A 26,493-nucleotide genomic window follows, 5' to 3' on the forward strand; every position below is an offset into this window, starting at 1 on the left:
ACCAATTTTTTACATTTAGCCAAGTGGAGAGAAATGAAAGTGGGAGCTATGGCACAGTGAATAATCACTGATTGTTACGAAAATGCCCTTGTCAGAAGGTGGCAAGGGCACTGAAAGAAGGGATTAACGCAGACCCAGCTGGAAGATCAGGGTTTCGGCTTCACAGGCGAAAACAAAATCGATATCCAGACGAACACCCTCAGCTTCTTCAGTAAAGGTCGGGGTGATTTGGCAAGGCTCAGATTCTACGCCACGCGCCTTCTCGGTGAGAGCGGCCAGCGTTTCTTCTGCCTGTGCGCGAGTCGCGAACACACGGCTGTATGACGCGGTGCAATCGGTGTTGTCCATGATGGTACCAACATCCATACAGCAGCAAACCGGGGTTTCATCAGCACTGCATTTACTCATTGTAGATTTCCTCTGTATTCGCACCAAGGGTGCCAGATAAACGTTGGGGATATTTTACGCTCCCATTATCCTCCTCTCCAGTCGTTAATTGTGCGAAATGCGATAAGCGACCGAAATCACACTTAAAAATGATCCAAAACAAAAATCGCCCGAACAGGTGAGTGCGCATCCCCGCAATTTTGCCAGCTGGATCGCGTTTTTAAGATCATATTTGAAAAAACTTATAAACATACTTGCAACATTCCATCTGGTCGGACCTATACTCTCGCCACTGGTCTGATTTCTATGTGGTACCTCAGACCCTACACTTCGCGCTCCTGTTACGGCATGTAACATTGTTTGTATAAAAATAAATCGATGAGGTTATGGTCATGAGCCAGAAAACCCTGTTTACAAAGTCTGCTCTCGCAGTCGCAGTGGCAATTATTTCCACACAGGCCTGGTCTGCAGGCTTTCAGTTAAACGAATTTTCTTCCTCTGGCCTTGGCCGGGCATATTCGGGTGAAGGCGCTATCGCAGACGACGCAGGTAACGCCAGCCGCAACCCGGCACTGATCATGATGTTCGATCGCCCTACTTTCTCAGCAGGTGCGGTGTATATCGATCCAGACGTTAATATCTCCGGTAAATCGCCATACACCGGGCGCAGCACCAATGCGGACAACATCGCCCCGACGGCATGGGTTCCGAATGCGCACTTCGTGATGCCTATTAACGAGCAGTTTGGCTGGGGCGCGTCTGTCACCTCTAACTATGGTCTGGCGACCGAATTTAACGACAGCTACATTGTCGGTGAATACGGCGGCAAGACCGACCTTAAAACGGTCAACCTTAACCTCAGCGGCGCCTATCGCCTAAATGATAGCTGGAGCTTCGGCCTTGGTTTTAACGCCGTTTATGCTGACGCCAAAATTGAACGTTATTCCGGTGAAATGACCGCAGCATTACCGAAGGTCAGCCCTAAAATTGCAAGCATGGAAGGTGATGAATGGGGTTACGGCTGGAACGCGGGTATTTTGTATGAGCTGGATAAAGATAACCGCTGGGGCTTAACCTATCGTTCAGAAGTTAAAATCGATTTCGACGGTGATTATAAGAGCGGCATCAGAAGCCAGGCCAACGGCTTACCGGGTGCTGGCGTGACGTTCCCATGGGGTACAACCAACACGACCGTTCCGGGCGCATTGACGCTTAACCTGCCGGAAATGTGGGAACTGTCTGGCTATAACCGCGTAGCACCGCAATGGGCCGTTCACTACAGCATCGCTTACACCAGCTGGAGTCAGTTCCAGGAGTTGAAAGCAACGGGCACCAACGGACAAACATTGTTCTATAAAGAAGAAGGCTTCCGGGACTCTTACCGCCTCGCGCTGGGTACGACCTACTATATGGATAAAAACTGGACGTTCCGTACCGGTATCGCCTACGACGATAGCCCGGTTCCTGCGGATAAACGCTCCATCTCCATTCCAGACCAGGACCGCCTGTGGCTGAGCGCGGGTACGACCTACGCGTTCAATGAAGATGCGTCTATCGACATTGGTGCTTCTTATATGCACGGGCAGAACGTGACCATCAAAGAAGGTCCATATACCTTCGAATCTGAAGGTAAAGCCTGGCTGTTCGGTACCAACTTTAACTACGCATTCTGATTTTCTTCAGGCGTAAAAAAGGTGAGCTTTTTAGCTCACCTTTTTATTTGTACCTCTTCCTTATTCGGAATCGATATCTTTTAAATCATCCTGAATAGCTTGCGCGTTCGGGTTTTCTTCTGGTTTGAGTTTCCCGCCGTTCGCGATGAAGTCATGACGCTGGAAGTAAGCTTCACGCACCATGATGTACGGATCGGAAGATTGACGCAGCAGACCGTCGGAGTCGAGCAGTTGTGCGCGGGTTTCAATCCCTTCAATGGTCCATTTACCGACCGACAACGGCCAGGTCAGCCACGACAGAACCGGATACAGCGTATCCACCATATCACCACCGTCATCACGTACCGTGAAGCTGCCGTAGAACGGAAGCTGCATATACGGACCGTAACCTACATCATAGTGACCTAACGTACTGCCGAAACGATGTGGTTCAACGCGCTGCAGTTTTGGATTCGCCATGCCCGCAACATCGATAAAGCCGCCCATACCTAGCAAGGTGTTCAGGAAGAAACGGGTGAAATGCACCATCCCCTGATAAGGATCGCCCTGAAGGAAATAGTTGACCATTACGGCCGGCTCTTCGAGGTTGCCCGTAAAGTTGCTCAAACCGTTTCTGGCCGGCTGCGGAACATAATCACGCCAGGCTACAGCCACCGGTCGAACAACATACGGATCCAGCACATTAAAGTTGAAGTTGTACATGGTGCGGTTGAACCCTTCAAACGGATCCGAGCGCCCCTGCTGTTCTGTACCGGAGCTCGCACACCCCACCAAAAGTGTGGTTCCCAGCGCAAGCGCCGACAGGCGAAGCTTCATAAGTGTCTCCCTGTGTATTATGGCTATCGCTGATTGCCATCCATGACGGAACAATAAGGTATCCGCCGGTTTAGATGTGAGCGATTGTAACAGCACGTCAAACGATGTCTATATACCCTAACTTACTGATTTGATCATAGCCTGGTAAGGTAGACCTCGCGGTTTTTCTATTTTACCGAATCCGATAAATACAAACGTTACCATTTTTGCGATTTCAGAGTTTCTCCCGCCAGTTCCTGGATAAAAACCGCTACGCTTTAGCAATACGTGCTTATTCAGGACTCAAAAATGAATGACATCGAAAAAGAAAAAATTGATCAACACAGCGACGAACTCGAAGTAGAAAGTGAAGAGAAGTTGCAGGGTAAAAAGATAGAGGTCGACGAGGACCGACTTCCTTCCCGCGCCATGGCGATTCACGAACATATTCGCCAGGACGGGGAAAAAGAGATGGAACGCGATGCGATGGCGCTGCTGTGGTCAGCTATCGCCGCTGGGCTATCGATGGGAGCCTCTTTACTGGCAAAGGGTATTTTTCACGTACAGCTTGAGGGCGTTCCCGGCGGATTTTTACTGGAAAACCTCGGTTATACCTTCGGGTTTATCATCGTCATCATGGCCCGCCAACAGCTCTTTACCGAAAACACCGTAACCGCTGTCCTGCCAGTCATGCAAAATCCAACCCTCGGCAATTTTGGTTTACTGATGCGTCTGTGGAGCGTGGTCTTGCTGGGTAACATTATCGGCACCGGCATTGCGGCATGGGCGTTTGAATATATGCCAATTTTTGATGAAGAAACTCGTGACGCCTTTGTCAAAATTGGGATGGACGTTATGAAAAATAGCCCGACGGAGATGTTTTCCAACGCGATTATTTCCGGTTGGCTGATCGCCACTATGGTGTGGATGTTTCCCGCAGCGGGCGCGGCAAAAATTGTCGTCATTGTTCTGATGACCTGGCTTATTGCGTTGGGTGATACCACGCACATCGTCGTCGGCTCGGTTGAGATTCTCTACCTGGTCTTTAACGGCACGCTGCACTGGAGCGACTTCTTCTGGCCGTTCGCGCTTCCAACACTTGCCGGGAATATTTGCGGTGGGACATTTATCTTCGCGTTGATGAGCCATGCGCAAATTCGCAATGATATGAGCAATAAACGCAAAGAAGAGGCCCGATTAGAGGCTGAGCGGGAACAAAAAGAGCAGAAAAACCAGAAGAAACAATCCTGAATGGCGACTGTTTGAGCAGTCAGGCGGACACAGACTTACCGTTGCAGGTAAAAAACGCTATACTCGTGCCGCTTCGTCCCCTTAGTTAAATGGATATAACGAGCCCCTCCTAAGGGCTAGTTGCAGGTTCGATTCCTGCAGGGGACACCATAGCCTTCCATTTTATCCCCGACGCTTTGCAACTCCCCGCAATCTGGCATCCCCCCGGACGTTAAGGGTATAATCCTGAGAACTCTTTTTACTGGATTTAGAAACGAACATGACAAAACTCACCCTACAAGAGCAGATGCTTAAAGCTGGCTTAGTCACCAGTAAAAAAATGGCGAAGGTGCAAAGAACGGCGAAAAAGTCGCGCGTTCAGGCGCGTGAGGCCAGAGAGGCGGTTGAAGAAAATAAAAAAGCACAGGTTGAGCGTGATAAGCAACTCAGCGAGCAGCAAAAGCAAGCAGCCCTGTCGAAAGAATACAAAGCTCAGATTAAGCAGCTGATTGAAATGAATAAAATCACCATTTCAAGAGGCGATATTGGTTATAACTTTACCGACAACAATCTGATTAAAAAAATCTACGTTGATAAAGTTACCCAGACTCAGTTAATCAAGGGGCGTCTTGCCATTGCGCGTCTGGCCGCTGAAAGTGATCGCGAGAGCGAATACGCCATCATCCCGGCGGTGGTTGCCGATAAGATCGCGCAGCGTGACGCCAGCTATATTGTCTTAAATTGCGAACTGAGCCAGGAAGATAAGGACGAAGATGACCCGTACGCTGACTTTGTCGTACCTGATGATTTGATGTGGTAAGAGATATGGCCAGATGATTTTCTGGCCTCTGTTCGAATATTTCGATGAGCGCTAGAACTTATAGTGCTCTTTACTCAGCCCGTATTTTCGCATTCTCAGATACAGCTTCTTACGCGGAATTTGCAGATACTCTGCCACCTCATTAATCCGCCCCTGATGGATATTGAGCGCTTCCGTGATGATTTGTCGTTCATACTCTTCTACCCGACGATCCAGCGGGGTCGGCTCGGGCATATGCATCTGCGGGTTGGCAGTTTCAGCCAACGGGAGTAACCCGACGGCAAACAACTCTGCGGCATTTGCCAGTTCCCGTACATTGCTCAACCATACTCGTCGCCGCATGCCTTTTAGCAATTCCCCGTCGACTTCAGGCACGGGATGGTTTAACCGCAGACAGGCTTTATGCAGGTAGTGATGAAATAACGGCTCAATGTCGTCCGGGCGCAGAGACAGCGGTTGGCAGGCGATTTGCGTCATGGCAAAGCAATAATAGAGTTCTGCCACAATTTGGTGGGTTGCCGCCAGCTCCACCAAGGACGTCTCCCCGATCCCAATCAAGCGAAAAGGACGCCGCTCTTGACTTTGCAACTGCACCAGATGGTGCTGCTGCTCGCGCGTCAGGCATTCAATATGGCTCAGTACCAGCGTTCCCCCTTGAGCCTGATCAATGAGCGCGTTGAGCTGAACCGCATTTCCGGATGTCAGGTCTGCACGTATAAATGGCCCGTGGACGTTACGTCCCAGCTGATGCAGATACCGCGCGCCCGTCATGCGTCCTGTTCCGGGTTCACCATAAAACCAGACGGCGATATCCGTTTCTGCCAGTTGCTGTAGTCGCTGGCGGAATTGCGTTGCCCAGTCACTGTATCCGACCAGTTCAACCTGTAATTTCTGCTGGCAGTAATGACGACGCGCAATTACGGACTGCCTCTGACGCAGGGCATCCTCAACCTGCGCCAGCAGCTTGCCAGGATCGACCGGTTTTTGCAGAAAGTCCCATGCGCCTTTCTTCACTGCATCCACCGCCATCGGGACATCGCCGTGCCCGGTGATCAGCAGGATCGGCAGTTGATTATCATCCTGATGAAACAGAGTCATCAGATCGATCCCCGAACAGCCTGGCATACATACATCGCTTAATACGATCCCTGGCCAGTCGGCAGGCATCAGATTTCTGGCGTCAAACGGATTGTTACAGGCCAGGACGCGATATCCTGCCTGCTCCAACAATAACGTGTAAGCATCGAGCACATCGGCATCGTCATCAATCAGCAGAACAGAACATTCATCACTCAACATCATTTACATCCGTCAGGTTGAATTGCAGGACTACGCAGGCATTGCGCTCCAGCGTTGACGCCAGGCGTAACTCACCGTTCATTTGCGTCATTAACGATACACAAATCGACAAACCAATGCCGAGACCCACATCCTTACTGGTCGTAAATGGCTTCAATAGCGACGGTAACAACGCCTGAGGCCAACCGGGTCCGTTATCAGCGATCAATACGCACAGCGTTTTGCCCTGAGCCCGCCAGCTCACCTCAATTTCAGCCGTAGCCGGACAGGCGTCGAGCGCGTTTGCCAGCACATTAACCAGTACCTGCTGGATCCTAACCTCATCACCGAGGACCCATACGGTCTCCGGCAGGAGCGTCAGCCTGCCCTGCTGTGGCTTATGACGCATGGCTAACAGTTCCCAAGCCGCACTAAAAGTTTGCCGCAAATCAACCGGATGCAACGGCGCCCCCGGCTCGGCCCGACGCGCAAACTGGCGCAGCGAGCGAATAATGGCATCAATGCGGGTAATCAGCCCTTGCGCTTTGGTTAAAGTGCTTCTTGCCTGCGCTGGTTGTCCCTGTTCAATGGCCCTTCCCGCCGTAAACAAGTACATCGATAGCGCGTTCAGCGGTTGGTTTATTTCATGCGCCAGAGTGGTCATGGTCTGGCCGACCACCGCCAGTTTCGCCGTCTGAATCAGCTCATCCTGCGTGGCGCGAAGATCGGACTCAATCTCTTTACGCTCAGCCACTTCCTGCTCAAGCTGATTTTTTTGCGTATTAAGCTGCCCCAGCGTATGGCGTAGCAAGCCCGCGATGCGCCCTAACTCATCGCGACCATACACCGGGATAGTTGCATCCGTTCTACCGAGACCGATCTGCACCACGGCCTGATTCAGTGCGGTAAAACGCTTCACCAGTCGGGAGCGGATAAAGTAGTGGTTGAGCGTCCAGGCGAGAAGCAGCGCCAGTAACGTCGCCAGCAGAATCAGTCCACCGCTGACGCGAACAATCTGCTCCAGGCGCTGATTAAACATCTGCATTTGCTGATGACTGCTGCCCAGTTGCGCCTCAAGCAAGGTACGAAAGCGCCCAAGCGTCGCTTCTCTGGCGTGATTAGCATCAACAAGGGCCTTTTGCGCCGCCACGTAGTCGCGCATTGTGTCGGGCATTTTATTTTTCATCATGCCAATTTCCAGCAACTCATCGATAGTTTGGCGCAACGTTATGGTACTGGGCCAGTCATCCAGCGTACGGATATTTTCATCCGCCGTTGTTTTCAAATTCGCCAGATAACGAATGTGGGTCTCCACCAACATACCGTCATCGCTACCGGACTTCAGCTCGTTCAGCCTGTCACGCAGATCGTCGACGATTTGATTCTCAATTCTCGCCAGTGTGTAAACCTGCTGCTGTTCGTTTTGCACTTCCCGGGCACGTTTCAGGTATTGCGCCGCATCACCATTTTTGGCCTCAATTTGATCCAGCAGAGTTCCCTGTTGCCAGGTAAAATCCTGCACCAGTGAGTTCAACTCGGTCGTAAAATCATCATGCAGCCAATCTATGCGCGCAGACAATTCACTTACTTTTTCTCGCACCAGAAACATGTTGTAGAGCACCCTGTCCAGCTCCGTCATCAGGGTACGGCTGTCTTGCAAAATGACCGCCAGTTGCTGCTGTTCCGCGGGCTGCAATCCACGGCTTAACGCCTCAATCTTATCCAGATGCTGGATTATCTGGTTGCGCAGTTGCAGTCTTACCGTGGTATTGGGAGCCAACAGGAACTCATTGAGCTGATCCACCACCAGGTTGAGATTGCCTTCAATTAAAAAAGCGGAATGGACGCGCGGGAAGTAGTCATCCAGCGAATAGCGGATCTGCGAGCTCTGCTCATGCCAGGAATACAGACTGACGCAACTCACGCTTAACGTCAGTAACGCCCCTGTCAGGAAGGCCCCGCGCAGACTGCTGCTAATGCTAAGCTGACGAAGACGTTGCAGTAACGACCCGCCCTTCATTTTAATTCTTCCAGTTTGGCGATAGCCTGGCGCTGGTTTTTGAGAAACCATAGCTGCCATTCCATCATCTGCTGTTCAGCAACGCTTTTATTCTCGAATTGCGCAAGCCAGGCCTCATCTTCACTACTGCTGGCGTCTATCGGGACGCTGGTCAATAACGCTCGTATTTCAGGGAGTGGCCGTTTTAGCCGCGCTTCGGCGCTATACAGCGCTCGCCAGGCATCCTTCAATTGCGCGAGACGAAAACTGATAGCGGTATCAAACATCCGCTGCACCAGCTGCTGCCGCTTGAGGATCAGGCGATAATTTAGTGGTGGCTGGTCCATCAGTATGGCCTGCTGAGCAGCACGCGGATTATCGGCGGGCAACCGCGTGACCGGATATTTCCCGGTATTCGCATCGGCAAGGATCCGCTGCCCTTGAGGACTCAATAAATAGCGAATAAAACGACGGGCTTCACCGGCATGCTGGCTATTGTTCAACACCGCCACATAGGTTGGCGACACTGCGGAATGCGGAAAATAGTTAAACGCCAGATGCGGGTCGTTGAGCAGCAGATTGGCGTAATTATCAATCACCGGCCCAGCGACGCCTAATCCACTTTTAATTTTGTCAGCAACGCCGAAACTGCGCGAGGAAATCGTCACCAGATTGCCGGCACTTGCCAGCAGCGTCGCCCATCCTTGTTCCCACCCTTTTTGCTGCAGCAGTGATTCCACCATCAAATGGTTGGTATCCGAACGTGACGGGCTACTCATCAACAGCGCGCCCTGATACTGGGGGTGCGTTAAATCCCCCCAGTCAGTCGGAGCCGGTAAATGCCGCGCCGCCAGCGCAGAACGGATGGACTCCGGCACCAGGCGTTGACTCTCAGGCAGCGCATTATCAAAGGGAGCCAGCTTCTGATGTTCCTGCAAATGCTGCAACAGCATGGGAGAGGAGGTCAAAATCAGATCAACATTGTCCGCGTTCGCCGTATCGAGCAGTTGTTCCAGAGAGGCACTGGTGCGGTTTAGCGTACGAATCATTACCGACCCTGGCTCGGTTTGCCATTGCTGGATAATCCATGCCGTCGCGCCAGGGGAGAACGTCGTGGCCATGACGAGCTCTTTACCCTGTGCCTGGCTGGCCGTAGACAGCAACGTAAAACAAAGCGACAGGATGATCATCCGCCCCTGGTCGCAAAGCCTGTTTGTGATCCCGTTCATAAATACCAACATGTTCGAAAAATAATATTGAGACAAAACTTACCCGTTTACCCCAACTCAGGGGAAAGGTAAGGTGGTTATAAAAATAACCAAGCTGAAAGCGAAAGCATGGGTACAGAATACCTTAAATTACCGATTAAAATTGTTAGTATCCGCACATGCTGGCTATAAATTCCCGCTAAAAATAAAAAACACACACGTCTGTTAATTTAAAAGAGTCAAAATTAGTCATTCTTTGGTTAAGTTGAGTCAATACTGACACATTTCATTGAGTTGAATTCCATCACCGTTTATTTCACCCTGCACAACGAAAACTCCTGATATTCACATCAATATAAATTTAGGTGATGATATGCTTTCAATATTTAAGACAGGACCATCGGCAAATAAAGTCCCGCCGGAGCAAGTCCAGGCGACATATGGTCGATACCGGATGCAGGCGCTACTTAGCGTATTTCTCGGCTATCTTGCGTACTATATTGTACGTAATAACTTCACACTCTCTACGCCGTACCTGAAAGAACATCTGGATCTCAGTGCCACCCAAATTGGTCTGCTCAGCAGTTGCATGTTGATTGCCTACGGGATCAGTAAGGGTATTATGAGCAGCCTGGCCGATAAGGCCAGCCCCAAAGTCTTTATGGCATGCGGTCTGGTCTTGTGCGCCATCGTGAACGTCGGGTTAGGTTTCAGCACCGGATTCTGGATATTTGCCACACTGGTAGTATTCAACGGCTTATTCCAGGGGATGGGCGTTGGCCCCTCATTTATAACTATTGCCAACTGGTTCCCACGTAAAGAACGTGGACGCGTTGGCGCCTTCTGGAATATCTCACACAACGTTGGCGGCGGTATTGTCGCCCCGATTGTAGGCACCGCTTTTGCCATTCTGGGTAGCGAACACTGGCAAAGCGCCAGCTATATTGTCCCCGCCTGTATCGCCGTGTTATTTGCCTTTATTGTTCTAATGCTGGGTAAAGGTTCGCCACGTAAAGAAGGTTTACCACCGCTGGAAGAAATGATGCCGGAAGAAAAAGTCGTGCTCAACGCCCGACAGGTCACCCAGGCACCGGAGAATATGAGCGCCTACCAGATCTTTTGCACCTATGTGCTGCGTAATAAAAATGCCTGGTATGTCTCTCTGGTGGACGTGTTTGTCTATATGGTGCGTTTTGGCATGATCAGCTGGTTGCCGATTTACTTGCTTACCGAAAAACACTTCTCAAAAGAACAAATGAGCGTGGCATTTCTGTTTTTTGAATGGGCGGCCATTCCTTCCACATTGCTGGCCGGTTGGCTTACCGACAAGTTGTTTAAGGGCCGCAGGATGCCGCTGGCAATGATTTGTATGGCGCTGATCTTCGTCTGTCTGATCGGCTACTGGAAAAGTGAATCCCTGGTGATGGTGACTATTTTCGCCGCCATTGTCGGTTGCCTGATTTACGTTCCTCAGTTCTTGGCATCCGTGCAGACCATGGAAATCGTCCCCAGCTTCGCCGTCGGTTCAGCCGTAGGGTTACGCGGATTTATGAGCTACATTTTTGGTGCATCACTAGGAACCAGCCTGTTTGGTGTGATGGTCGACAAAATGGGCTGGCACGGGGGATTTTACCTACTGATGGGGGGGATCGTCTGCTGTATCGTTTTCTGCTACTTGTCTCACCGCGGCGCGCTGGAGTTGGAACAACAGCGAAAAGATGCCCAGCAAGAGGAAGCGACTTTAGAGCTTGCTGATGCCCGGTAATCTGTTCCAGGTCGATAAAAAAGTGCCAGCATCGCTGGCACTTCAGGATATTCCTATCCTGGATGAAAAAACGTGTGACACTCATTTTGTTATCATCATTAATGACACGTCGATTTAATGCTTCCCGTCACCGACCATAAAGCGGATGATCAGCCCACAGGTCGGAGCCAGAAAAAGAAATATTCCCGTGACCATTTCATCACCATGAGTCAGCCACAGAGTAGTGAAGTAAATTAATGCCGCCAGGATAGCCATGCCGATTAAAGAACTGATTGATGCCAACGCGCCCAAAACCTGCCAGATATAGCAACTAACGCACAGAATGCTCAATATGAGAAAGGTCCAGAAATAGAGCATAGCGGTACCTCCTGTCTGCCGTAAAACGTCATGTAAGTCCTTACACTCCTTGAATTTATAGTCTAAGACAATTCCTATACACAGGCAATCCAGGCAACATTTTTGTTACAATAAATACGGCTATGGCGGCGAACCTCGACATTCGATGGACAGTTAACCAGCACAAAAACAACAGGTTATACCCCTGTCCCTATTTCAGTTTCTCTCCCGCATAAACATTTACGCTTATTGAGGATTTATCTCTGGCTGACATTAATCTCTAGGTGGTAAAGTATAAGCCCGATCATTCATGCCCCCCCGTGGTTTTGTCCTGACTAAGTTTTACACTCTTTACAGGAACCATTGTCCTTCATGGTGGCCTAACGATCAGTATCAGAGTGTAACGCTGTCGACAAAGAATCTTCGCGATACATCTTATTAGTATCAACAACAGGTGCTTATGTTCCCCCAATGTAAATTTTCACGCGCGTTTTTGCATCCGCGCTACTGGCTCACATGGTTTGGTGTCGGTGTGCTCTGGCTCTTGGTGCAACTCCCCTACCCCGTATTGTGCTTTTTGGGTACGCGTACCGGAACGCTTGCTCGCCCGTTTTTAAAACGTCGTGAATCTATTGCCCGTAAAAACCTCGAACTGTGCTTCCCGAATCTGCCACAGGCAGAACGAGACAGACTGGTCGAAGAAAACTTTCGTTCTCTTGGCATGGCGCTGCTTGAAACCGGCATGGCCTGGTTCTGGCCTGACCGTCGCGTGCGTAAATGGTTTGACGTCGAAGGTCTCGACAACCTGAAGCGTGCACAGTCGCAAAACCGCGGCGTGATGGTAGTAGGCGTACACTTTATGTCTCTGGAGTTGGGAGGCCGCGTGATGGGGCTTTGCCAACCCATGATGGCAACCTACCGCCCGCATAACAATAAGTTAATGGAGTGGATCCAGACCCGTGGTCGGATGCGCTCAAACAAAGCCATGATCGGCAGAAATAACCTGCGTGGCATTGTCAGCGCCCTGAAAAAAGGGGAAGCCGTATGGTTTGCTCCCGATCAGGACTACGGTCGCAAAGGCAGTTCGTTTGCACCCTTTTTCGCCGTCAAGGACGTCGCGACAACTAATGGTACCTACGTACTGTCACGTTTATCAGGTGCTGCGATGTTGACCGTCACCATGGTGAGAAAAACGGACAATTCTGGCTACCGTCTGTTTATCACGCCGGAGATGGAAGGTTACCCTACTGATGAGGGCCTGGCTGCGGCTTATATGAACAAAATAATTGAAAAAGAGATTATGCGTGCACCCGAGCAGTATCTCTGGATCCATCGTCGTTTCAAAACCCGCCCGATGGGTGAAGCCTCGTTATATACGTAAAAAGAAAGGCCAGATGGCCTTTCTTTTTTTCTGCGGCTGAATTACTTAATGCCCCATTTGCTCTGTAGTTCAGTCATCCGTTGACTGTATTCGCGGGAAAGACAGGCAGGCTTATCCTGCTCTTTCCAGCACTCGTTGCGGCCTTTGATCCAACCGCGCTGCTCGGCTTTCAGCGTCGAATCATTGTTTGATTTCACCAACGCCTGCTTGTAGATGCCATTCAGTTTCAAGTCCATTGCGGAAAGTGACGGGCTCTGACAAATAATGTCCTCCATACTTCCCTTGTCGACAGCGGCACAGGAGAAAGACGGGCCAGCATTCACCGATTTTTTCGCTGGTGCATAGCTCTTCTCATCGTCAGGCTGGCAAATCCCGTGCTTACGATTAGGGCCAGTCCAGGAAACGGCCGGGCTACCGTCATCATTACGGGAAATAGAAACGGTATTTTTACCGCTTTTCGCTTCCCAGTAATTTTCGTTGAATGTCTTAACGGTGGCTTTCTCTCCATCAATCCAGACATTACCTTTACCATCACTATTCACACCACCAATACTTGCACAGCTGAAATTCAACGCCTGCGGAGCTGCCGCCATCGACGTCAGTGGGGTAAGAACGAGTGCTAACATCATTAATCTGGTCATTTTTAACCTTTTCATTATCAATTTTTGCGCAAAATTAGCCGCATTATGAGCATGGTGATATGAGAATTCTCTGAGTAATCAGCGCGTCGCTCAGTGGCGATTCATTGCTGAAGGAAATCAAACTGTCGCCGATTCACGACACATGTAAGTTATTAAAATTAAATAAAAAAACGCCTCTTGTCTCGCTTCATTTTTAGGCGTACATTAGCGCCGTCTGGAGCATTACAGCTCAGAATTCTGAGATGATGCAGCGAAACAAACGCGGGGTATTCTCCCTTTCGTTGACGCTGGCGTCAGCTCTCTATCAGGTAAGTGTATGTTCATTTAGGCGTGCTTTAATACGCGGAGTGATGAAAAGTGAAATATTTCTTTATGGGCATTTCATTTATGGTCATCGTTTGGGCCGGTACATTTGCCCTGATGATCTAAATTAAAAGATGCAGAAAAAAACAGGAGCCCTCAGGCTCCTGTTTGCTTTTGTGGGTTAACCATTTGGTTAATCGGCGCTTTCAGAGGCTGATTTCGTGCTGGAGGGCAGTAAACCATCTGCACGGAACATGGCTTTAATGCCTCGGATCGCCTGGCGAATACGGTCACGGTTCTCAATTAACGCAAAGCGCACGTGGGTATCGCCATAATCACCAAAACCCACCCCCGGTGACACACAGACCTTCGCGTCATTCAGCATTTTTTTAGCAAACTCAAGCGAGCCCATTGCAGCATACTGCTCAGGAATTTTTGCCCAGACATACATCGATGCCTTCGGCATCTCTACCATCCAGCCCGCTTCATGCAGCCCTTTGACCAGCACATCGCGTCGACGCTTATACTGCTCTGCGATATCCCGTACGCACTGCTGATCGCCTTCCAGTGCGGCAATGGCCGCAACCTGCAACGGTGTAAAGGTTCCGTAATCGTGGTAGCTCTTAATCCGCGCCAGCGCATTAACCAGCGTTTTGTTACCCACCATAAAACCAATACGCCATCCCGCCATGTTATAGCTTTTCGACAGCGTAAAGAATTCAACCGCCACATCGCGGGCGCCAGGCACCTGCATGATCGACGGCGCTTTCCAGCCATCGTAGACGATATCGGCATAGGCGAGGTCGTGAACCACCAGCACGTCGTAGCGTTTAGCCAGCGCGACCACTTTCTCAAAGAATTCCAGCTCAACGCACTGCGCGGTAGGATTGGATGGGAAACCTAAGATCATCATCTTTGGTTTCGGGTAGCTTTCACGGATCGCCCGCTCCAGCTCATTAAAGAAGTCGACCCCTTCAACCAGCGGTACAGAACGCACCTGAGCCCCGGCAATTACGGCACCGTAAATATGAATAGGATAACTTGGGTTAGGCACGAGGACCGTGTCACCGTGATCGAGCGTAGCCAGCATCAGATGCGCCAGCCCCTCTTTAGATCCGATGGTCACAATGGCTTCGGATTCAGGGTCGATCTCGACATCATAGCGGTCCTGATACCAGCGGGAAATCGCCCGACGCAGACGCGGAATACCGCGAGAGGTTGAATAACCGTGGGTATCCGGGCGCTGGGCCACGGTACACAGTTTTTCGACAATGTGAGGAGGCGTAGCCCCATCCGGGTTCCCCATGCTGAAATCGATAATATCTTCGCCGCGCCGACGCGCAGCCATCTTCAGTTCAGCAGTGATGTTAAAAACATAAGGGGGAAGACGATCAATACGCGTAAAGCGACGTTCAGGGCGGGAGTCAGCCATAGTATCCTCAGATTCACGTTAGCGCCCGGACCGTCCGAGCGACGCTGCCACGATGGTGGCACGTTTAGAAAATAGCCTGAATAAATTCCTTCTGTCGAGAGGCAACGCAAAATATTTTCTCCTGCTTTAAAAGAGGATCAATAAAAATAAACAGGGAAATAAACATTTTACGCGGTCTGCAAAAATCACCATTCATTAACATATTGAAGTCATAAATTTTACTCTGAAAATCAATCAATCCTGGAAAATTCGGAGAAACACACTTTTCCTTTACAATCCCCTTTTAATTATATGGTTTTTCCTCATTATCCCGGCGCAATGGGGATGCTGGTCATCCTTGCTCAGGTTACCTATCATAGAGGTTTAATCTATTCGCAAGAGTCACCCGTGCACGAAATATTCAATATGCTGCTGGCGGTCTTTGATCGGGCAGCGCTGATGCTGTTCTGCCTGTTTTTTCTGATTCGTATCCGCTTGTTTCGAGAACTGTTGCACAAGTCAGCCCACTCCCCGAAGGAACTGCTCGCCGTAACGGCCATTTTCTCTATGTTTGCCCTGTTCAGTACCTGGTCCGGAGTACCGGTCGAAGGTTCTCTGGTAAACGTGCGTATTATTGCGGTGATGTCGGGGGGGATCCTGTTCGGCCCGTGGGTTGGCATCATTACCGGCATCATCGCAGGTATCCACCGCTATCTGATCGACATTGGCGGCGTCACCGCCCTGCCGTGCTTTATCACCAGTATTTTGGCGGGCTGTATTGCCGGCTGGATCAACCGTAAAATCCCCAAAGCACAGCACTGGCGTGCCGGTATTTTAGGTGGGATGCTGTGCGAAACATTGACCATGATTCTGGTGGTCGCCTGGGCCCCCACCACCGAACTGGGGCTGGATATTGTCTCCAAAATCGGTATCCCGATGATCCTCGGCAGCGTCTGTATTGGCTTTATTGTGATGCTGGTACAAAGCGTCGAAGGAGAGAAAGAGGCCAGCGCCGCCAAGCAGGCCAAACTGGCACTGGATATTGCCAACAAAACCCTGCCGCTCTTTCGCCATGTCAACAGCGAGTCGTTACGTCAGGTATGCGAAATTATTCGCCATGACATTCACGCAGATGCGGTTGCCATCACCAATACCCAGCACGTTCTGGCCTATGTTGGCGTCGGGGAACTCAACTATCGCAATAACGATGACTTCGTCAGCCCCACTACGCAGGAAGCCATCAATCACGGCAAAATAATAATAAAAAACAATGATGAAGCGCATCGAACGCCGGAAATACACTCCATGCTGGTGATCCCGCTCTGGGAGAAAGGCGTCGTGACCGGCACGCTGAAAATCTACTACTGTCACGCCCATCAGATCACCTCCTCGTTACAGGAAATGGCGATCGGTTTGTCGCAGATTATCTCTACACAGCTTGAGGTTTCCCGTGCAGAGCAACTGCGGGAGATGGCAAATAAGGCAGAGCTACGTGCGCTGCAAAGTAAAATCAATCCCCATTTTCTGTTTAATGCGCTAAACGCTATTTCGTCATCGGTCAGGCTTAACCCAGATACCGCCCGCCAGCTGATTTTTAATTTGTCGCGTTATCTTCGCTATAATATTGAATTGAAAGACGATGAGCAGATCGATATTAAGAAAGAGCTGTATCAAATTAAGGACTACATCGCCATTGAACAGGCTCGCTTTGGCGATAAGCTAACGGTTATTTATGATATTGATGAAGAGGTAAGCTGCTATATTCCCAGCCTGCTGATTCAGCCGCTGGTAGAAAACGCCATCGTTCACGGTATCCAGTCGTGCAAAGGAAAAGGCGTGGTCACTATCAGCGTCGCAGAGTGCGGTAACCGGGTACGCATCGCCGTCAGGGATACCGGTCACGGTATCGATCCAAAAGTCATTGAGCGGGTCGAGTCCAACGAAATGCCGGGCAATAAAATCGGCCTGTTGAACGTGCATCATCGTGTGAAGCTACTCTACGGCGAAGGGCTGCATATCCGCCGCCTGGAACCTGGCACCGAGATTGCGTTTTATGTGCCCAATCAGCACTCCCCCGCTGCCGCACCGGCGACCTTATTGCTTTAACCAGGAGTGAAGTAGTGAAAGTCATCATTGTTGAAGATGAATTCCTGGCCCAACAGGAACTAAGCTGGCTGATAAAAGAACACAGCCAGATGGAGATTGTCGGCACGTTTGACGACGGTCTGGACGTGCTGAAATTTCTGCAGCACAACCGCGTCGACGCCATTTTTCTCGATATTAATATTCCCTCGCTGGACGGCGTATTGCTGGCACAAAACATCAGCCAGTTCGCGCATAAACCCTTTATTGTGTTTATTACTGCATGGAAAGAACACGCAGTTGAGGCGTTTGAACTCGAAGCGTTTGACTACATTCTGAAGCCGTACCAGGAGTCACGGATTGTCGGAATGCTGCAAAAGCTGGAAGCAGCCTGGCAGCAGCAACAAACGGGAACCCCACACATAACCCCCGTCACGCGAGAGAATGACACTATCAATCTGATCAAAGATGAGCGAATCATCGTGACTCCGATCAACGATATCTACTACGCTGAAGCACATGAAAAGATGACGTTTGTCTACACACGACGGGAATCGTACGTCATGCCGATGAACATCAGCGAATTTTGCAGCAAACTGCCGGCTTCACATTTCTTCCGCTGTCACCGTTCGTTCTGCGTGAATCTGAATAAAATCCGTGAAATCGAGCCGTGGTTCAATAACACCTACATTCTGCGGTTAAAAGACCTGGAATTTGAAATCCCGGTTAGTCGAAGTAAAGTGAAAGAGTTTAGGCAGTTAATGCATTTATAACACTTACCCCACAAAGAAAGAGCGCTGAGATTTAATGGCAAAGCTGACGGAAAAATATCAACGTGCATATCAACGTGAATACGCGAAAGAAGCTGATCAAAATGCCCGGGTATGGATGGATACCGATGATTATTTAGCAGAATGTCTGGATACCCAGACGCAATGCCATAAAGATGCGTCACTGCAAGAGCAGATAAGGCTATGGCTTTTTATGCTGCGCATTAATCACAATCCTGATTTATTAGGATTTAAAACGGCCATCCTCGCCAACGATATGGCATTACTGCATGCTGCGCTGCGTCAGTCAGCCATGATCAAACATACAACACTCGGCGTAGATTCCGGATGCGACCACAGTATAAACATCTGGACGACCCTCGATATTCTTGCTGCCGGCCTGTTTGCCCGCGTACCGCTGCTGTTACCTGAAAAATGGGGTCTCAGTGACAACGGTCACCCTGTTACTATAGCGATTGCTAATTTAGTCATGGCGCTGTGGTACAAACGAACTGATTTTGCGGCTGAAGCCAGTAAACGAGCGCAAAAGGTACTGGCGACGAAGCAGGCAGCCAGCGATGTGTGTATCCTCCGTTATCTGATGGCGCTCCTCGAGGAGGATGTGACAGAAGCGGGCGTGCAGCTCGATTTATATTGTAAAAGCGTACCAAAGTTGAGGGACGCGGGTCTTACTAAGCTCAATAAAATGTTCTGGCCATACGCACATGGGTTATACAACCTGGCGAGTGTGGTGTGGGGCAGCGAAAAAGCCAGCACAATGTCAAAACCAGAAGCTGACTGTTTTCTGGATGACCTGGCAGAATGGCAAATTAAGCATAACTACCATCCCGGCGCGCTTTTTTTTGAATATCCTCAGCCAATCGACGTCATTAATACTCTTATTTCGTGTACGCCACCTGAATGCGTTTTGCATCAGCCTTATCTCGAGACAGATAAAAAATACAGAGAAAAAAGATACCTGCACAGCGAAATGTTTGAACAGCAGATGATAGCGATAGTACTGAACGAGATTGCGAGTAAAACTCACGGGACATAATGCGTTACCCTGACGGCGGCAGGCATATTATTTATAGTGTGCCGGATAGGTGTTAATAGACACCATCCGGCAGGGATCTTACAGAATATGCCCCAGCGTCTGGCGCAGGTGCGCACCGGAGCCCAGCAGACCAGGGTTATCATGCACAATCAAATACACCGGAATATCCTGTACGTAGGCTTTAAAACGACCTTTATCTTCAAAGCCACCGCGGAAACCCGATGCTTTAAAGAATTCAAGGAAGCGCGGCACAATCCCGCCGGCAATATAAACACCGCCAAAGGTCCCCAGCGTTAACGCCAGATCGCCACCAAAGCGTCCCATGATCACGCAAAACAGCGACAGCGCCCGACGACAGTCAGTGCACGAGTCTGCCAGCGCACGTTCGGTGATATCCTTCGGCTGCAGGTTTTCCGGCAGACGTCCGTCGGATTTGACGATAGCGCGGTACAGGTTCACCAGCCCCGGACCGGACAACACGCGTTCTGCAGAAACATGGCCAATCTCAGCGCGCAGAACTTCAAGAATAATCGCCTCTTCTTCGCTGTTAGGTGCAAAATCTACGTGACCGCCCTCTCCCGGCAGGCTCACCCAGCGCTTATCGACGTGCACCAGATGCGCTACGCCTAAACCGGTTCCCGCACCGTACACGGCAATCGGTTTACCTTCTACCGGCTCCGTGCCACCAAATTGGATCAAATGCTCTTTTTTAAGCATCGGGATCGCCATCGACACGGCGGTGAAATCATTGATGATTTCCAGATGGCTAAAACCGAGATTCTTTTTCATTTCAGCAATAGAAAACGCCCAGGTATGGTTGGTCATTGCCACCCAGTCGCCGGTAATCGGACAGGCAATCGCAATACACCCGTCTTCGACGCTGACGCTATGCTCATCCAGGTACACGCGAACCACGGCCTCAAGGCTGGGGTAATCCAGTCCTGAATAGGTCTTAGCCTGCGAAATTTCACCGCTGGCAATGTCGCACAGAGCAAGACGCGCGTTGGTGCCGCCAACATCACCTACTAAAGCATATTTTGTCATTCTTCTACTGCTCCGCTAAAGTCAGAATAAATCTTTGCCACACTGTAAATTCATGGGGGCATAACAACAACGGCCTGAAGGCTGATGCCGGTAAAATATCGACCCAGATCACAGAATTACTTTATCGTTTCAGCACCATTTGCAGCGATGTCAGCAGGCAGGCTGTGCAAACTATGCTTATGACTCTATTTGAGGGAATAGAAAATGCTCCATCCGCGAGCCAGAACGATGCTGTTGTTATCCACTCCCGCACTGATCATTGGCGTTGCCTCAAGCCTGGTGCTGATCATCGTCATGAAAGTGGCCGCCGTTTTACAGCAATTTTTATGGGAGCGCCTGCCCGCCAGCATCGGCATTGCTCATGACTCTTCGCTGTGGATAATCGGTATGCTCACGTTGACCGGGATACTGGTCGGACTCGTCATCCGCTACAGCCACGGGCATGCGGGACCGGACCCAGCCTGTGAACCGCTAATCGGAATGCCGGTCCCCACGTCAGCACTGCCGGGCCTGCTGGCTGCGCTGATCCTCGGCCTGGCCGGCGGCGTCAGTTTGGGGCCTGAACACCCAATAATGACCGTGAATATCGCGCTGGCGGCGGCGATTGGCGTGCGTCTGTTCCCTCGAATTAATAAGCTGGACTGGACCATTCTCGCCTCTGCGGGCACCATCGGAGCGCTATTTGGTACGCCTGTCGCCGCGGCACTGATATTTTCACAAACGCTGAATGGCTCCAACGATGTGCCGTTATGGGATCGCCTGTTTGCACCACTGCTGGCTGCTGCTGCCGGTGCACTGACCACTGACCTGTTCTTTCATCCGCATTTTTCATTGCCCATCGCCCAATATACTCAGCTACAGCTGACCGATATTTTTAGCGGCGCGGTGGTTGCCGCCATTGCCATTGCGGCAGGCATGGTGGCGGTGTGGTGTTTACCCCGTTTACATCAGTTGATTCATCGCCTGAAACACCCGGTACTGATTCTCGGCGTTGGCGGCTTTCTGCTTGGGATTCTGGGCATTATTGGGGGACCACTTACCCTGTTTAAAGGGCTGGATGAGATGCAGCAAATGGCGTTTAGCCAAACGCTGGGGGCATCAGACTATTTCATGCTCGCGGTGATCAAACTGGCGGCGTTAGTGGTTGCTGCCGCCAGTGGTTTTCGTGGAGGACGTATTTTTCCGGCGGTATTCGTTGGCGTGGCACTGGGATTGATGCTGCATGCCCATGTCGAAGCGGTTCCGGCAGCAATCACCGTCTCCTGCGCCATTCTGGGGCTGGTGCTGGTTGTCACCCGCGACGCCTGGCTAAGCCTGTTTATGGCGGCAGTGGTGGTCCCCGATGCCACCCTGCTGCCGCTGCTGTGCATCGTCATGCTCCCCGCCTGGCTGCTGTTGGCAGGTAAACCGATGATGATCGCCAACCGCCCCGATCAATAACTATCCCCCGTTACGGGCTTCCAGCGCACGGGTCACCGTGCGCAGAAGCTCAGGCAGATCGGCTTTCGGCAGCATCACTTCAATTAACGAAAGCCGCTGCGGGCGCGCCAGCCGGGCCAGAACTTCCTCCAGCTGTACAGCCTGCGTCACGCGCCAGCACTCCGCCTGACACTCGCGGCTCAGCGCCTGTGGCACCTGCGTCCAGTTCCATCCGGCAATGTCGTTATAACGCTGGTTTGCCCCGTGAATAGCCCGCTCCACGGTATAGCCGTCATTATTGAGCAGCAAAATAACCGGCGTTTGTCCGTCTCTGAGCATCGTACCCAATTCCTGAATGGTAAGCTGGGCAGCGCCATCGCCAATAATCAGGATCACCCGCCGATCCGGGTATGCCGTTTGCGCTCCCAGTGCGGCGGGTAAGGAATAACCAATCGATCCCCACAGCGGCTGTACCAGTACTTCCGCCCCGGAAGGTAACGAAAGCGTAGCGGCACCAAATGCCGCAGTCCCCTGATCGACGAGGATAATGTCGTCAGGTGCCAGGTATTGCTGCACCGTGTACCAGAAATTTTCCTGTGTCAGCGGCCCCTTTTCAACCTGACGTCGCCCGACAGGCGGGCGTTCTGGAGGCAGAGAAAACGACAGCTCCAGGCACAGCTCCCGTAGCGTGGTAACCGCCTGCTCCATCGGGATGTTAAACCACTGGCTTCCCACACGTGAAGCATGCGGTTGAACCTCAATCGTGCGCTCCTGCGGCAAGCATTGCGTAAAACCGGCGGTTAGCGTGTCGACAAAACAGGTACCCACGCAAATAACGGTGTCGGCATCTTCTATCGCCCGGCGCACATATTCACTGCTGGCCCCCGCGCTGTAGGTGCCAACAAACGCAGGATGACGTTCATCAAAAAGCCCTTTACCCATTAACAATGTGGCATGAGCCATCGGCGTTTCTGCCATCCAGCGCTGCAAAACAGGTTGCAAACCAAAGCGCTGCGCAAGAAAATCCGCCAGCAACGCCACGCGCGAGCTGTCCAACAAGCGCTCACGGGCCTGATAACGAAACGCCGCAACGACGCTACTTTCCGATTCACTCAGAGGAATAATCAGTCTGTCCTGTGGGGGCGTGGCGGGCTGTTTGGCGACATCGGCAGGCAACATCAGATACCCAGGCCGACGTTCGGTTAACATGACCCGTAGCACACGGTCAATTTCATAGCAGGCGTTTTGGGCATCAAGCACCGCGCTGGCCGCCGTTACCGCTTGATGCATGCGATAAAAATGCAGAAAATCGCCGTCGCCCAGGGTGTGATGCATCAGCTCCCCACGCCGCTGAGCGCCGCTGCACGGCGCACCCACTATCTGCAGCACGGGTACATATTCTGCGTAACTGCCTGCGATTCCATTAATGGCGCTTAACTCCCCAACGCCAAAGGTGGTGAGAAGCGCCCCTGCCCCGGCGACCCGGGCATAGCCATCCGCCGCATAAGCCGCATTTAATTCGTTTGCGCAGCCAACCCAACGCACGTCGGGGTGGTCAATCACGTGGTCAAGAAACTGCAAATTATAATCTCCCGGCACACCAAAAAGATGGCCAACACCACACCCTGCCAGTCTGTCCAGCAGGTAATCAGCAACGGAATACGCGGTTTGCATGACAGCTATCCTTCTGACGGTAACCTCATGTTGAGTATCGAAGAACTGTGATGACTGTCCAGAAAACACGACGTGGGGGGGTGGAAAGCAGGATTTACAGTTTTGCCGGTGAAATACCATTGAAGAATCGACCGTGTAACCGTATACACTAAAACATATACGTCATCTTGTTATCAGGAAGGGGTCTACATGGTTTATCACGCGGATGAAAATCGCTATCAGACAATGGAGTACCGCCGCTGCGGTCAGAGCGGACTCAAGCTACCGGTTATCTCTCTGGGCTTATGGCACAATTTTGGCGACACCACGCAGGTAGAAAACAGCCGAAGCCTGCTACAGCGCGCGTTCGATCTGGGGATCACCCATTTTGATCTCGCCAATAACTACGGCCCACCGCCGGGCTCTGCCGAGCGAAATTTTGGCCGTATTTTGCAGGAAGATTTTTTACCGTGGCGGGACGAACTCATTATTTCCACCAAGGCGGGCTACACCATGTGGGATGGCCCCTACGGCGACTGGGGTTCGCGTAAATACCTGATTGCCAGCCTCGACCAGAGCCTGAAACGTATGGGTCTGGAGTACGTGGATATCTTCTACCACCATCGTCCCGATCCCGAAACGCCGCTCACAGAAACCATGAAGGCGCTGGATCACATTGTTCGCCAGGGAAAAGCGCTGTATGTCGGGCTGTCTAACTATCCCGCCGACCTTGCCAGACAGGCGATTGAGATCCTCGACGACTTAGGTACCCCGTGCCTGATTCATCAGCCGAAATATTCCATGTTTGAACGTTGGGTTGAAGGGGGATTGTTGTCACTGTTGCAGGAAAAAGGCGTGGGCAGTATCGCTTTCTCTCCGCTGGCGGGCGGGCAGTTAACCGACCGTTACCTGAACGGGATCCCGGCGGATTCTCGTGCGGCAAGCGGTAGCCGTTTTCTCAACCCGGATCAGATAACGCCAGAGAAACTGGAAAAAGTCCGCCAGCTGAACGCAATGGCTGAGCGTCGGGGACAAAAGCTCTCCCAAATGGCCCTGGCCTGGGTGTTGCGAGAAGACAAAGTCACCTCAGTGTTGATTGGTGCCAGTAAAACAGCGCAAATTGAAGATGCTGTTGGCATGCTGGCAAACCGTCATTTGTCTGCAGAAGAATGCGCAGAGATTGACGCCATCCTGAATTGTTTGAAATAAAGACACATTTATTAACAAAAAGTGCTCTCTTTCATGATTTAAGAGTTCAGGCGATTAAACGGGGCTTTACTGCCCCGTAATATTGCATTAACAGGCCGGCTACGGCTCGATCGTGAAGGAGAGAAAAAATGTTCAGGTCACTGATTCTGGCTGCAGCCTTATTGGCTTTCACGCCGCTGGCCGCAAACGCTGGTGAAATCACCCTGCTGCCATCAATAAAATTGCAAATTGGCGATCGCGATAATTATGGTAACTACTGGGACGGCGGCCACTGGCGCGACCGGGGTTACTGGCACAATAATTATGAATGGCGCAAAAATCGCTGGTGGCGTCATGATAACGGTAATCATCGTGGTTGGGATAAGCGCAAAGCGTACGAGCGCGGTTACCGTGAAGGCTGGAACGATCGCGATGACCATCGCGGTCGCGGCAAAGGCCACGGACGTGGTCATGGCCACCATCATTAATGTAACAAAAGAGCCTGCGGGCTCTTTTTGCTTACAACCCGAGCGCAGTGCCTACCAGCAGCCAGAGATTTAGCGCCACCACCAGTACCACAATCATCCAGCCAACATATTTAACCCAGACGGTGTTAACTAAATCCCCCATTAACGTACCGTTACTGGTGAATATCAGGAGTGGTACCAGCGCCAGCGCGATACCGAAACTCAGCAACACCTGGCTCATGACCAGAATACGGGTGGGATCCAGTCCCATCAGAATGACGATGAATGACGGCATCATAGTAACCGTACGACGAACCCACAGCGGGATATGAAAACGGATAAACCCCTGCATCACAACCTGTCCGGCCAGCGTGCCGACAACCGTTGAAGAAAGCCCCGCCGCCACCAGGCTGAGACCAAATACCGTCGCCGCCGCATGACTCAACAACGGTTCCAGCGTCAGATAAGCCTGATCGAGATCGGTAATGCCGGTATGACCACTGAAGTGAAAGGCTGCGGCAGCAGTAGCCATCATTGCCAGATTGACAAACCCGGCAATGGTCATGGCGATAGCCACATCCCACTTAGTTGCCGCGTAGCGCTGTTGCCGTGTCCCGCCATGCAGATGCTGAGTTAAAGAGGAGTGCAAATAAATGACGTGCGGCATAATGGTCGCGCCGAGTACGCCGGCTGCCAGAAAGACCGCCTCAGAGTTCGGCAGACTGGGAATGATCATGCCCTTACTCAGCTGCGCCAGATTCGGCTGCGAGAAGATCAGTTCGACAATATATGCCGCGGCCACAAACAACAGTAATCCACCAATTACTTTTTCCAGTGGTTTTTGCCCGCGACGTTGCAGCATCAGGATTAAAAATGTAGCTATACCGGTCAGCACCGCCCCCTGTAACAGCGAAACGCCGAGGATCAGCTTAAAGCCAATCGCAGCACCGATAAATTCAGCAAGGTCGGTCGCCATGGCAATGATTTCAGCCTGCACCCAGTAAAACCACACCACCGGACGTGGGTAGTGATCGCGAATTTGCTCGGCGAGATTTTTTCCAGTAGCAATCCCCAGCTTGGCCGACAATACCTGAATCAGCATTGCCATCAGGTTGGCCCAGACGACGACCCACAGCAGTTTATAGCCAAAGCTAGCCCCTGCCTGGATGTTGGTGGCAAAGTTACCGGGGTCGATATACCCGATAGCCGCGATGAATGCAGGTCCCATTAACGCAAGTTTCAGCTTGCGTGCTGCCCGTCCACTGCTTGTCTCAACGCGATCGTTCGTCATTTTCGTGCCTCAAAAACATAGCCTTTGCTATGTTTCAAACTACGCCAGTTGAGAATGATTATCAAATTCATTTTGATGGATAAAAATGATTTCTTTGATAGCGTTGGTCTATAAATAGATCAGGGAACTGGAAACGCAGATGAGATGTTTAATTAATGTTATGAGATTAGCACAATGACATAACTTTTCACTTCCATACTAAACATCACGGAAGTGTATTACCGATCACTAATTTTGAATCTCGTCACAGGTCCTTATTATAGTGTGTGTTTGATCTCGTTTTCTTTGGTGTTGT

Annotated in this window: 23 protein-coding genes and 1 tRNA gene; 13 read left to right on the forward strand and 11 right to left on the reverse strand. The window is 51.1% G+C overall.

Going from position 1 to position 26,493, the window contains the following annotated elements; all coding sequences use genetic code 11:
• Window positions 1-123: 123 nt before the first annotated feature.
• Window positions 124-408, reverse strand: a complete 285-nt coding sequence (locus FDX22_RS03155; RefSeq protein WP_115257884.1) for a YfcZ/YiiS family protein — start codon at window positions 406-408, stop codon at window positions 124-126.
• A 371-nt stretch (window positions 409-779) separates the two neighbouring features.
• On the opposite strand from FDX22_RS03155, the gene fadL reads away from it, so the two are divergent.
• A complete protein-coding gene (gene fadL, locus FDX22_RS03160) occupies window positions 780-2,060 on the forward strand; it encodes a long-chain fatty acid transporter FadL (RefSeq protein ID WP_115257883.1) in 1,281 nt (426 codons plus the stop codon).
• A 60-nt stretch (window positions 2,061-2,120) separates the two neighbouring features.
• Here the strand turns inward: fadL and mlaA are convergent, their stop codons facing one another.
• A complete protein-coding gene (gene mlaA, locus FDX22_RS03165; protein ID WP_096756318.1) occupies window positions 2,121-2,876 on the reverse strand; it encodes a phospholipid-binding lipoprotein MlaA in 756 nt (251 codons plus the stop codon).
• A 288-nt stretch (window positions 2,877-3,164) separates the two neighbouring features.
• On the opposite strand from mlaA, the gene FDX22_RS03170 reads away from it, so the two are divergent.
• The 3 genes from FDX22_RS03170 (at window position 3,165) to FDX22_RS03180 (ending at window position 4,905) form a co-directional block, all read left to right on the forward strand.
• Window positions 3,165-4,106: a formate/nitrite transporter family protein gene (locus FDX22_RS03170; protein WP_146716695.1), complete on the forward strand. Its 942-nt coding sequence runs from the start codon at window positions 3,165-3,167 to the stop codon at window positions 4,104-4,106.
• 75 nt (window positions 4,107-4,181) lie between these two features.
• Window positions 4,182-4,256 (forward strand) — tRNA-Arg (locus tag FDX22_RS03175).
• Between the two features lie 109 nt (window positions 4,257-4,365).
• Window positions 4,366-4,905, forward strand: a complete 540-nt coding sequence (locus FDX22_RS03180; protein WP_096756304.1) for a DUF2058 domain-containing protein — start codon at window positions 4,366-4,368, stop codon at window positions 4,903-4,905.
• Window positions 4,906-4,956: 51 nt separating this feature from the next.
• On the opposite strand, the gene pgtA is transcribed toward FDX22_RS03180, so the two are convergent.
• Genes pgtA through pgtC form a run of 3 tightly spaced genes read right to left on the reverse strand, consistent with a single transcriptional unit; the run spans window position 4,957 to window position 9,372 of the window.
• Window positions 4,957-6,204, reverse strand: a complete 1,248-nt coding sequence (pgtA, locus tag FDX22_RS03185) for a two-component system response regulator PgtA (RefSeq protein WP_115257857.1) — start codon at window positions 6,202-6,204, stop codon at window positions 4,957-4,959.
• Window positions 6,194-8,203 (reverse strand): two-component system sensor histidine kinase PgtB, encoded by a 2,010-nt coding sequence (gene pgtB / locus FDX22_RS03190; protein ID WP_146716696.1) that lies wholly within the window; start codon window positions 8,201-8,203, stop codon window positions 6,194-6,196. Before pgtB ends, pgtA begins: the two co-directional genes overlap by 11 nt.
• A complete protein-coding gene (pgtC, locus tag FDX22_RS03195; RefSeq protein ID WP_146716711.1) occupies window positions 8,200-9,372 on the reverse strand; it encodes a phosphoglycerate transport regulator PgtC in 1,173 nt (390 codons plus the stop codon). The genes pgtB and pgtC overlap by 4 nt, the downstream gene beginning before the upstream one ends.
• 391 nt (window positions 9,373-9,763) lie before the next feature.
• On the opposite strand from pgtC, the gene pgtP reads away from it, so the two are divergent.
• A complete protein-coding gene (gene pgtP / locus FDX22_RS03200) occupies window positions 9,764-11,155 on the forward strand; it encodes a phosphoglycerate transporter PgtP (protein ID WP_146716697.1) in 1,392 nt (463 codons plus the stop codon).
• Between the two features lie 114 nt (window positions 11,156-11,269).
• Here the strand turns inward: pgtP and FDX22_RS03205 are convergent, their stop codons facing one another.
• Window positions 11,270-11,512 carry a YfdY family protein gene (locus tag FDX22_RS03205; protein WP_115257853.1) on the reverse strand — a complete coding sequence of 81 codons (243 nt, stop codon included), beginning with the start codon at window positions 11,510-11,512 and terminating at the stop codon, window positions 11,270-11,272.
• Between the two features lie 439 nt (window positions 11,513-11,951).
• Between FDX22_RS03205 and lpxP the strand changes: the two genes are divergently transcribed.
• A complete protein-coding gene (gene lpxP / locus FDX22_RS03210) occupies window positions 11,952-12,872 on the forward strand; it encodes a kdo(2)-lipid IV(A) palmitoleoyltransferase (RefSeq protein ID WP_115257852.1) in 921 nt (306 codons plus the stop codon).
• 41 nt (window positions 12,873-12,913) lie between these two features.
• Here lpxP and FDX22_RS03215 read toward each other — a convergent pair whose 3' ends face one another.
• Window positions 12,914-13,528: a lysozyme inhibitor LprI family protein gene (locus FDX22_RS03215; RefSeq protein WP_115257851.1), complete on the reverse strand. Its 615-nt coding sequence runs from the start codon at window positions 13,526-13,528 to the stop codon at window positions 12,914-12,916.
• Between the two features lie 342 nt (window positions 13,529-13,870).
• On the opposite strand from FDX22_RS03215, the gene ypdK reads away from it, so the two are divergent.
• On the forward strand, window positions 13,871-13,942 hold the full coding sequence (gene ypdK / locus FDX22_RS03220) for a membrane protein YpdK (RefSeq protein WP_010723117.1): 72 nt from the start codon (window positions 13,871-13,873) through the stop codon (window positions 13,940-13,942).
• A gap of 67 nt (window positions 13,943-14,009) precedes the next feature.
• Here the strand turns inward: ypdK and alaC are convergent, their stop codons facing one another.
• Window positions 14,010-15,248, reverse strand: a complete 1,239-nt coding sequence (gene alaC / locus FDX22_RS03225; RefSeq protein WP_115257850.1) for an alanine transaminase — start codon at window positions 15,246-15,248, stop codon at window positions 14,010-14,012.
• 387 nt (window positions 15,249-15,635) lie between these two features.
• Between alaC and FDX22_RS03230 the strand changes: the two genes are divergently transcribed.
• From FDX22_RS03230 to FDX22_RS03240, 3 genes are read left to right on the forward strand one after another with little or no spacing between them, the layout of a single operon-like run.
• Window positions 15,636-17,333 carry a sensor histidine kinase gene (locus FDX22_RS03230; protein WP_115259914.1) on the forward strand — a complete coding sequence of 566 codons (1,698 nt, stop codon included), beginning with the start codon at window positions 15,636-15,638 and terminating at the stop codon, window positions 17,331-17,333.
• Window positions 17,334-17,347: 14 nt separating this feature from the next.
• The gene (gene ypdB / locus FDX22_RS03235; protein ID WP_117343681.1) at window positions 17,348-18,082 is read left to right on the forward strand and encodes a two-component system response regulator YpdB; all 735 of its coding nucleotides are present in this window, start codon (window positions 17,348-17,350) and stop codon (window positions 18,080-18,082) included.
• 34 nt (window positions 18,083-18,116) lie between these two features.
• Window positions 18,117-19,136, forward strand: coding sequence for a hypothetical protein (locus tag FDX22_RS03240; protein WP_146716698.1), 1,020 nt, complete (start codon window positions 18,117-18,119; stop codon window positions 19,134-19,136).
• A gap of 78 nt (window positions 19,137-19,214) precedes the next feature.
• Here the strand turns inward: FDX22_RS03240 and glk are convergent, their stop codons facing one another.
• A complete protein-coding gene (glk, locus tag FDX22_RS03245) occupies window positions 19,215-20,180 on the reverse strand; it encodes a glucokinase (RefSeq protein ID WP_096756277.1) in 966 nt (321 codons plus the stop codon).
• 204 nt (window positions 20,181-20,384) lie between these two features.
• Between glk and FDX22_RS03250 the strand changes: the two genes are divergently transcribed.
• Window positions 20,385-21,620 carry an ion channel protein gene (locus tag FDX22_RS03250; RefSeq protein WP_115257846.1) on the forward strand — a complete coding sequence of 412 codons (1,236 nt, stop codon included), beginning with the start codon at window positions 20,385-20,387 and terminating at the stop codon, window positions 21,618-21,620.
• Here FDX22_RS03250 and FDX22_RS03255 read toward each other — a convergent pair whose 3' ends face one another.
• The gene (locus FDX22_RS03255) at window positions 21,621-23,273 is read right to left on the reverse strand and encodes an alpha-keto acid decarboxylase family protein (RefSeq protein ID WP_135911654.1); all 1,653 of its coding nucleotides are present in this window, start codon (window positions 23,271-23,273) and stop codon (window positions 21,621-21,623) included.
• 189 nt (window positions 23,274-23,462) lie between these two features.
• On the opposite strand from FDX22_RS03255, the gene mgrA reads away from it, so the two are divergent.
• Window positions 23,463-24,461, forward strand: coding sequence for an L-glyceraldehyde 3-phosphate reductase (gene mgrA, locus FDX22_RS03260; RefSeq protein WP_096756274.1), 999 nt, complete (start codon window positions 23,463-23,465; stop codon window positions 24,459-24,461).
• Window positions 24,462-24,589: 128 nt separating this feature from the next.
• Complete coding sequence (gene ypeC / locus FDX22_RS03265; RefSeq protein ID WP_096756273.1) at window positions 24,590-24,928, forward strand: DUF2502 domain-containing protein YpeC; 339 nt, start codon at window positions 24,590-24,592, stop codon at window positions 24,926-24,928.
• 31 nt (window positions 24,929-24,959) lie between these two features.
• On the opposite strand, the gene FDX22_RS03270 is transcribed toward ypeC, so the two are convergent.
• Window positions 24,960-26,198: an Nramp family divalent metal transporter gene (locus FDX22_RS03270; protein ID WP_117343677.1), complete on the reverse strand. Its 1,239-nt coding sequence runs from the start codon at window positions 26,196-26,198 to the stop codon at window positions 24,960-24,962.
• Window positions 26,199-26,493 lie beyond the last annotated feature (295 nt).

The sequence above is a fragment of the Citrobacter sp. TBCS-14 genome (assembly GCF_005280805.1).
GTDB lineage: Bacteria > Pseudomonadota > Gammaproteobacteria > Enterobacterales > Enterobacteriaceae > Citrobacter > Citrobacter gillenii.

Coding starts and splice junctions, on each gene's coding strand:
- FDX22_RS03155 (WP_115257884.1), bottom strand. CDS start 408: ATGAGTAAATGCAGTGCTGATGAAACCCCGGTTTGCTGCTGTATGGAT.
- fadL (WP_115257883.1), top strand. CDS start 780: ATGAGCCAGAAAACCCTGTTTACAAAGTCTGCTCTCGCAGTCGCAGTG.
- mlaA (WP_096756318.1), bottom strand. CDS start 2,876: ATGAAGCTTCGCCTGTCGGCGCTTGCGCTGGGAACCACACTTTTGGTG.
- FDX22_RS03170 (WP_146716695.1), top strand. CDS start 3,165: ATGAATGACATCGAAAAAGAAAAAATTGATCAACACAGCGACGAACTC.
- FDX22_RS03180 (WP_096756304.1), top strand. CDS start 4,366: ATGACAAAACTCACCCTACAAGAGCAGATGCTTAAAGCTGGCTTAGTC.
- pgtA (WP_115257857.1), bottom strand. CDS start 6,204: ATGTTGAGTGATGAATGTTCTGTTCTGCTGATTGATGACGATGCCGAT.
- pgtB (WP_146716696.1), bottom strand. CDS start 8,203: ATGAAGGGCGGGTCGTTACTGCAACGTCTTCGTCAGCTTAGCATTAGC.
- pgtC (WP_146716711.1), bottom strand. CDS start 9,372: ATGATCATCCTGTCGCTTTGTTTTACGTTGCTGTCTACGGCCAGCCAG.
- pgtP (WP_146716697.1), top strand. CDS start 9,764: ATGCTTTCAATATTTAAGACAGGACCATCGGCAAATAAAGTCCCGCCG.
- FDX22_RS03205 (WP_115257853.1), bottom strand. CDS start 11,512: ATGCTCTATTTCTGGACCTTTCTCATATTGAGCATTCTGTGCGTTAGT.
- lpxP (WP_115257852.1), top strand. CDS start 11,952: ATGTTCCCCCAATGTAAATTTTCACGCGCGTTTTTGCATCCGCGCTAC.
- FDX22_RS03215 (WP_115257851.1), bottom strand. CDS start 13,528: ATGAAAAGGTTAAAAATGACCAGATTAATGATGTTAGCACTCGTTCTT.
- alaC (WP_115257850.1), bottom strand. CDS start 15,248: ATGGCTGACTCCCGCCCTGAACGTCGCTTTACGCGTATTGATCGTCTT.
- FDX22_RS03240 (WP_146716698.1), top strand. CDS start 18,117: ATGGCAAAGCTGACGGAAAAATATCAACGTGCATATCAACGTGAATAC.
- glk (WP_096756277.1), bottom strand. CDS start 20,180: ATGACAAAATATGCTTTAGTAGGTGATGTTGGCGGCACCAACGCGCGT.
- FDX22_RS03250 (WP_115257846.1), top strand. CDS start 20,385: ATGCTCCATCCGCGAGCCAGAACGATGCTGTTGTTATCCACTCCCGCA.
- FDX22_RS03255 (WP_135911654.1), bottom strand. CDS start 23,273: ATGCAAACCGCGTATTCCGTTGCTGATTACCTGCTGGACAGACTGGCA.
- mgrA (WP_096756274.1), top strand. CDS start 23,463: ATGGTTTATCACGCGGATGAAAATCGCTATCAGACAATGGAGTACCGC.
- ypeC (WP_096756273.1), top strand. CDS start 24,590: ATGTTCAGGTCACTGATTCTGGCTGCAGCCTTATTGGCTTTCACGCCG.
- FDX22_RS03270 (WP_117343677.1), bottom strand. CDS start 26,198: ATGACGAACGATCGCGTTGAGACAAGCAGTGGACGGGCAGCACGCAAG.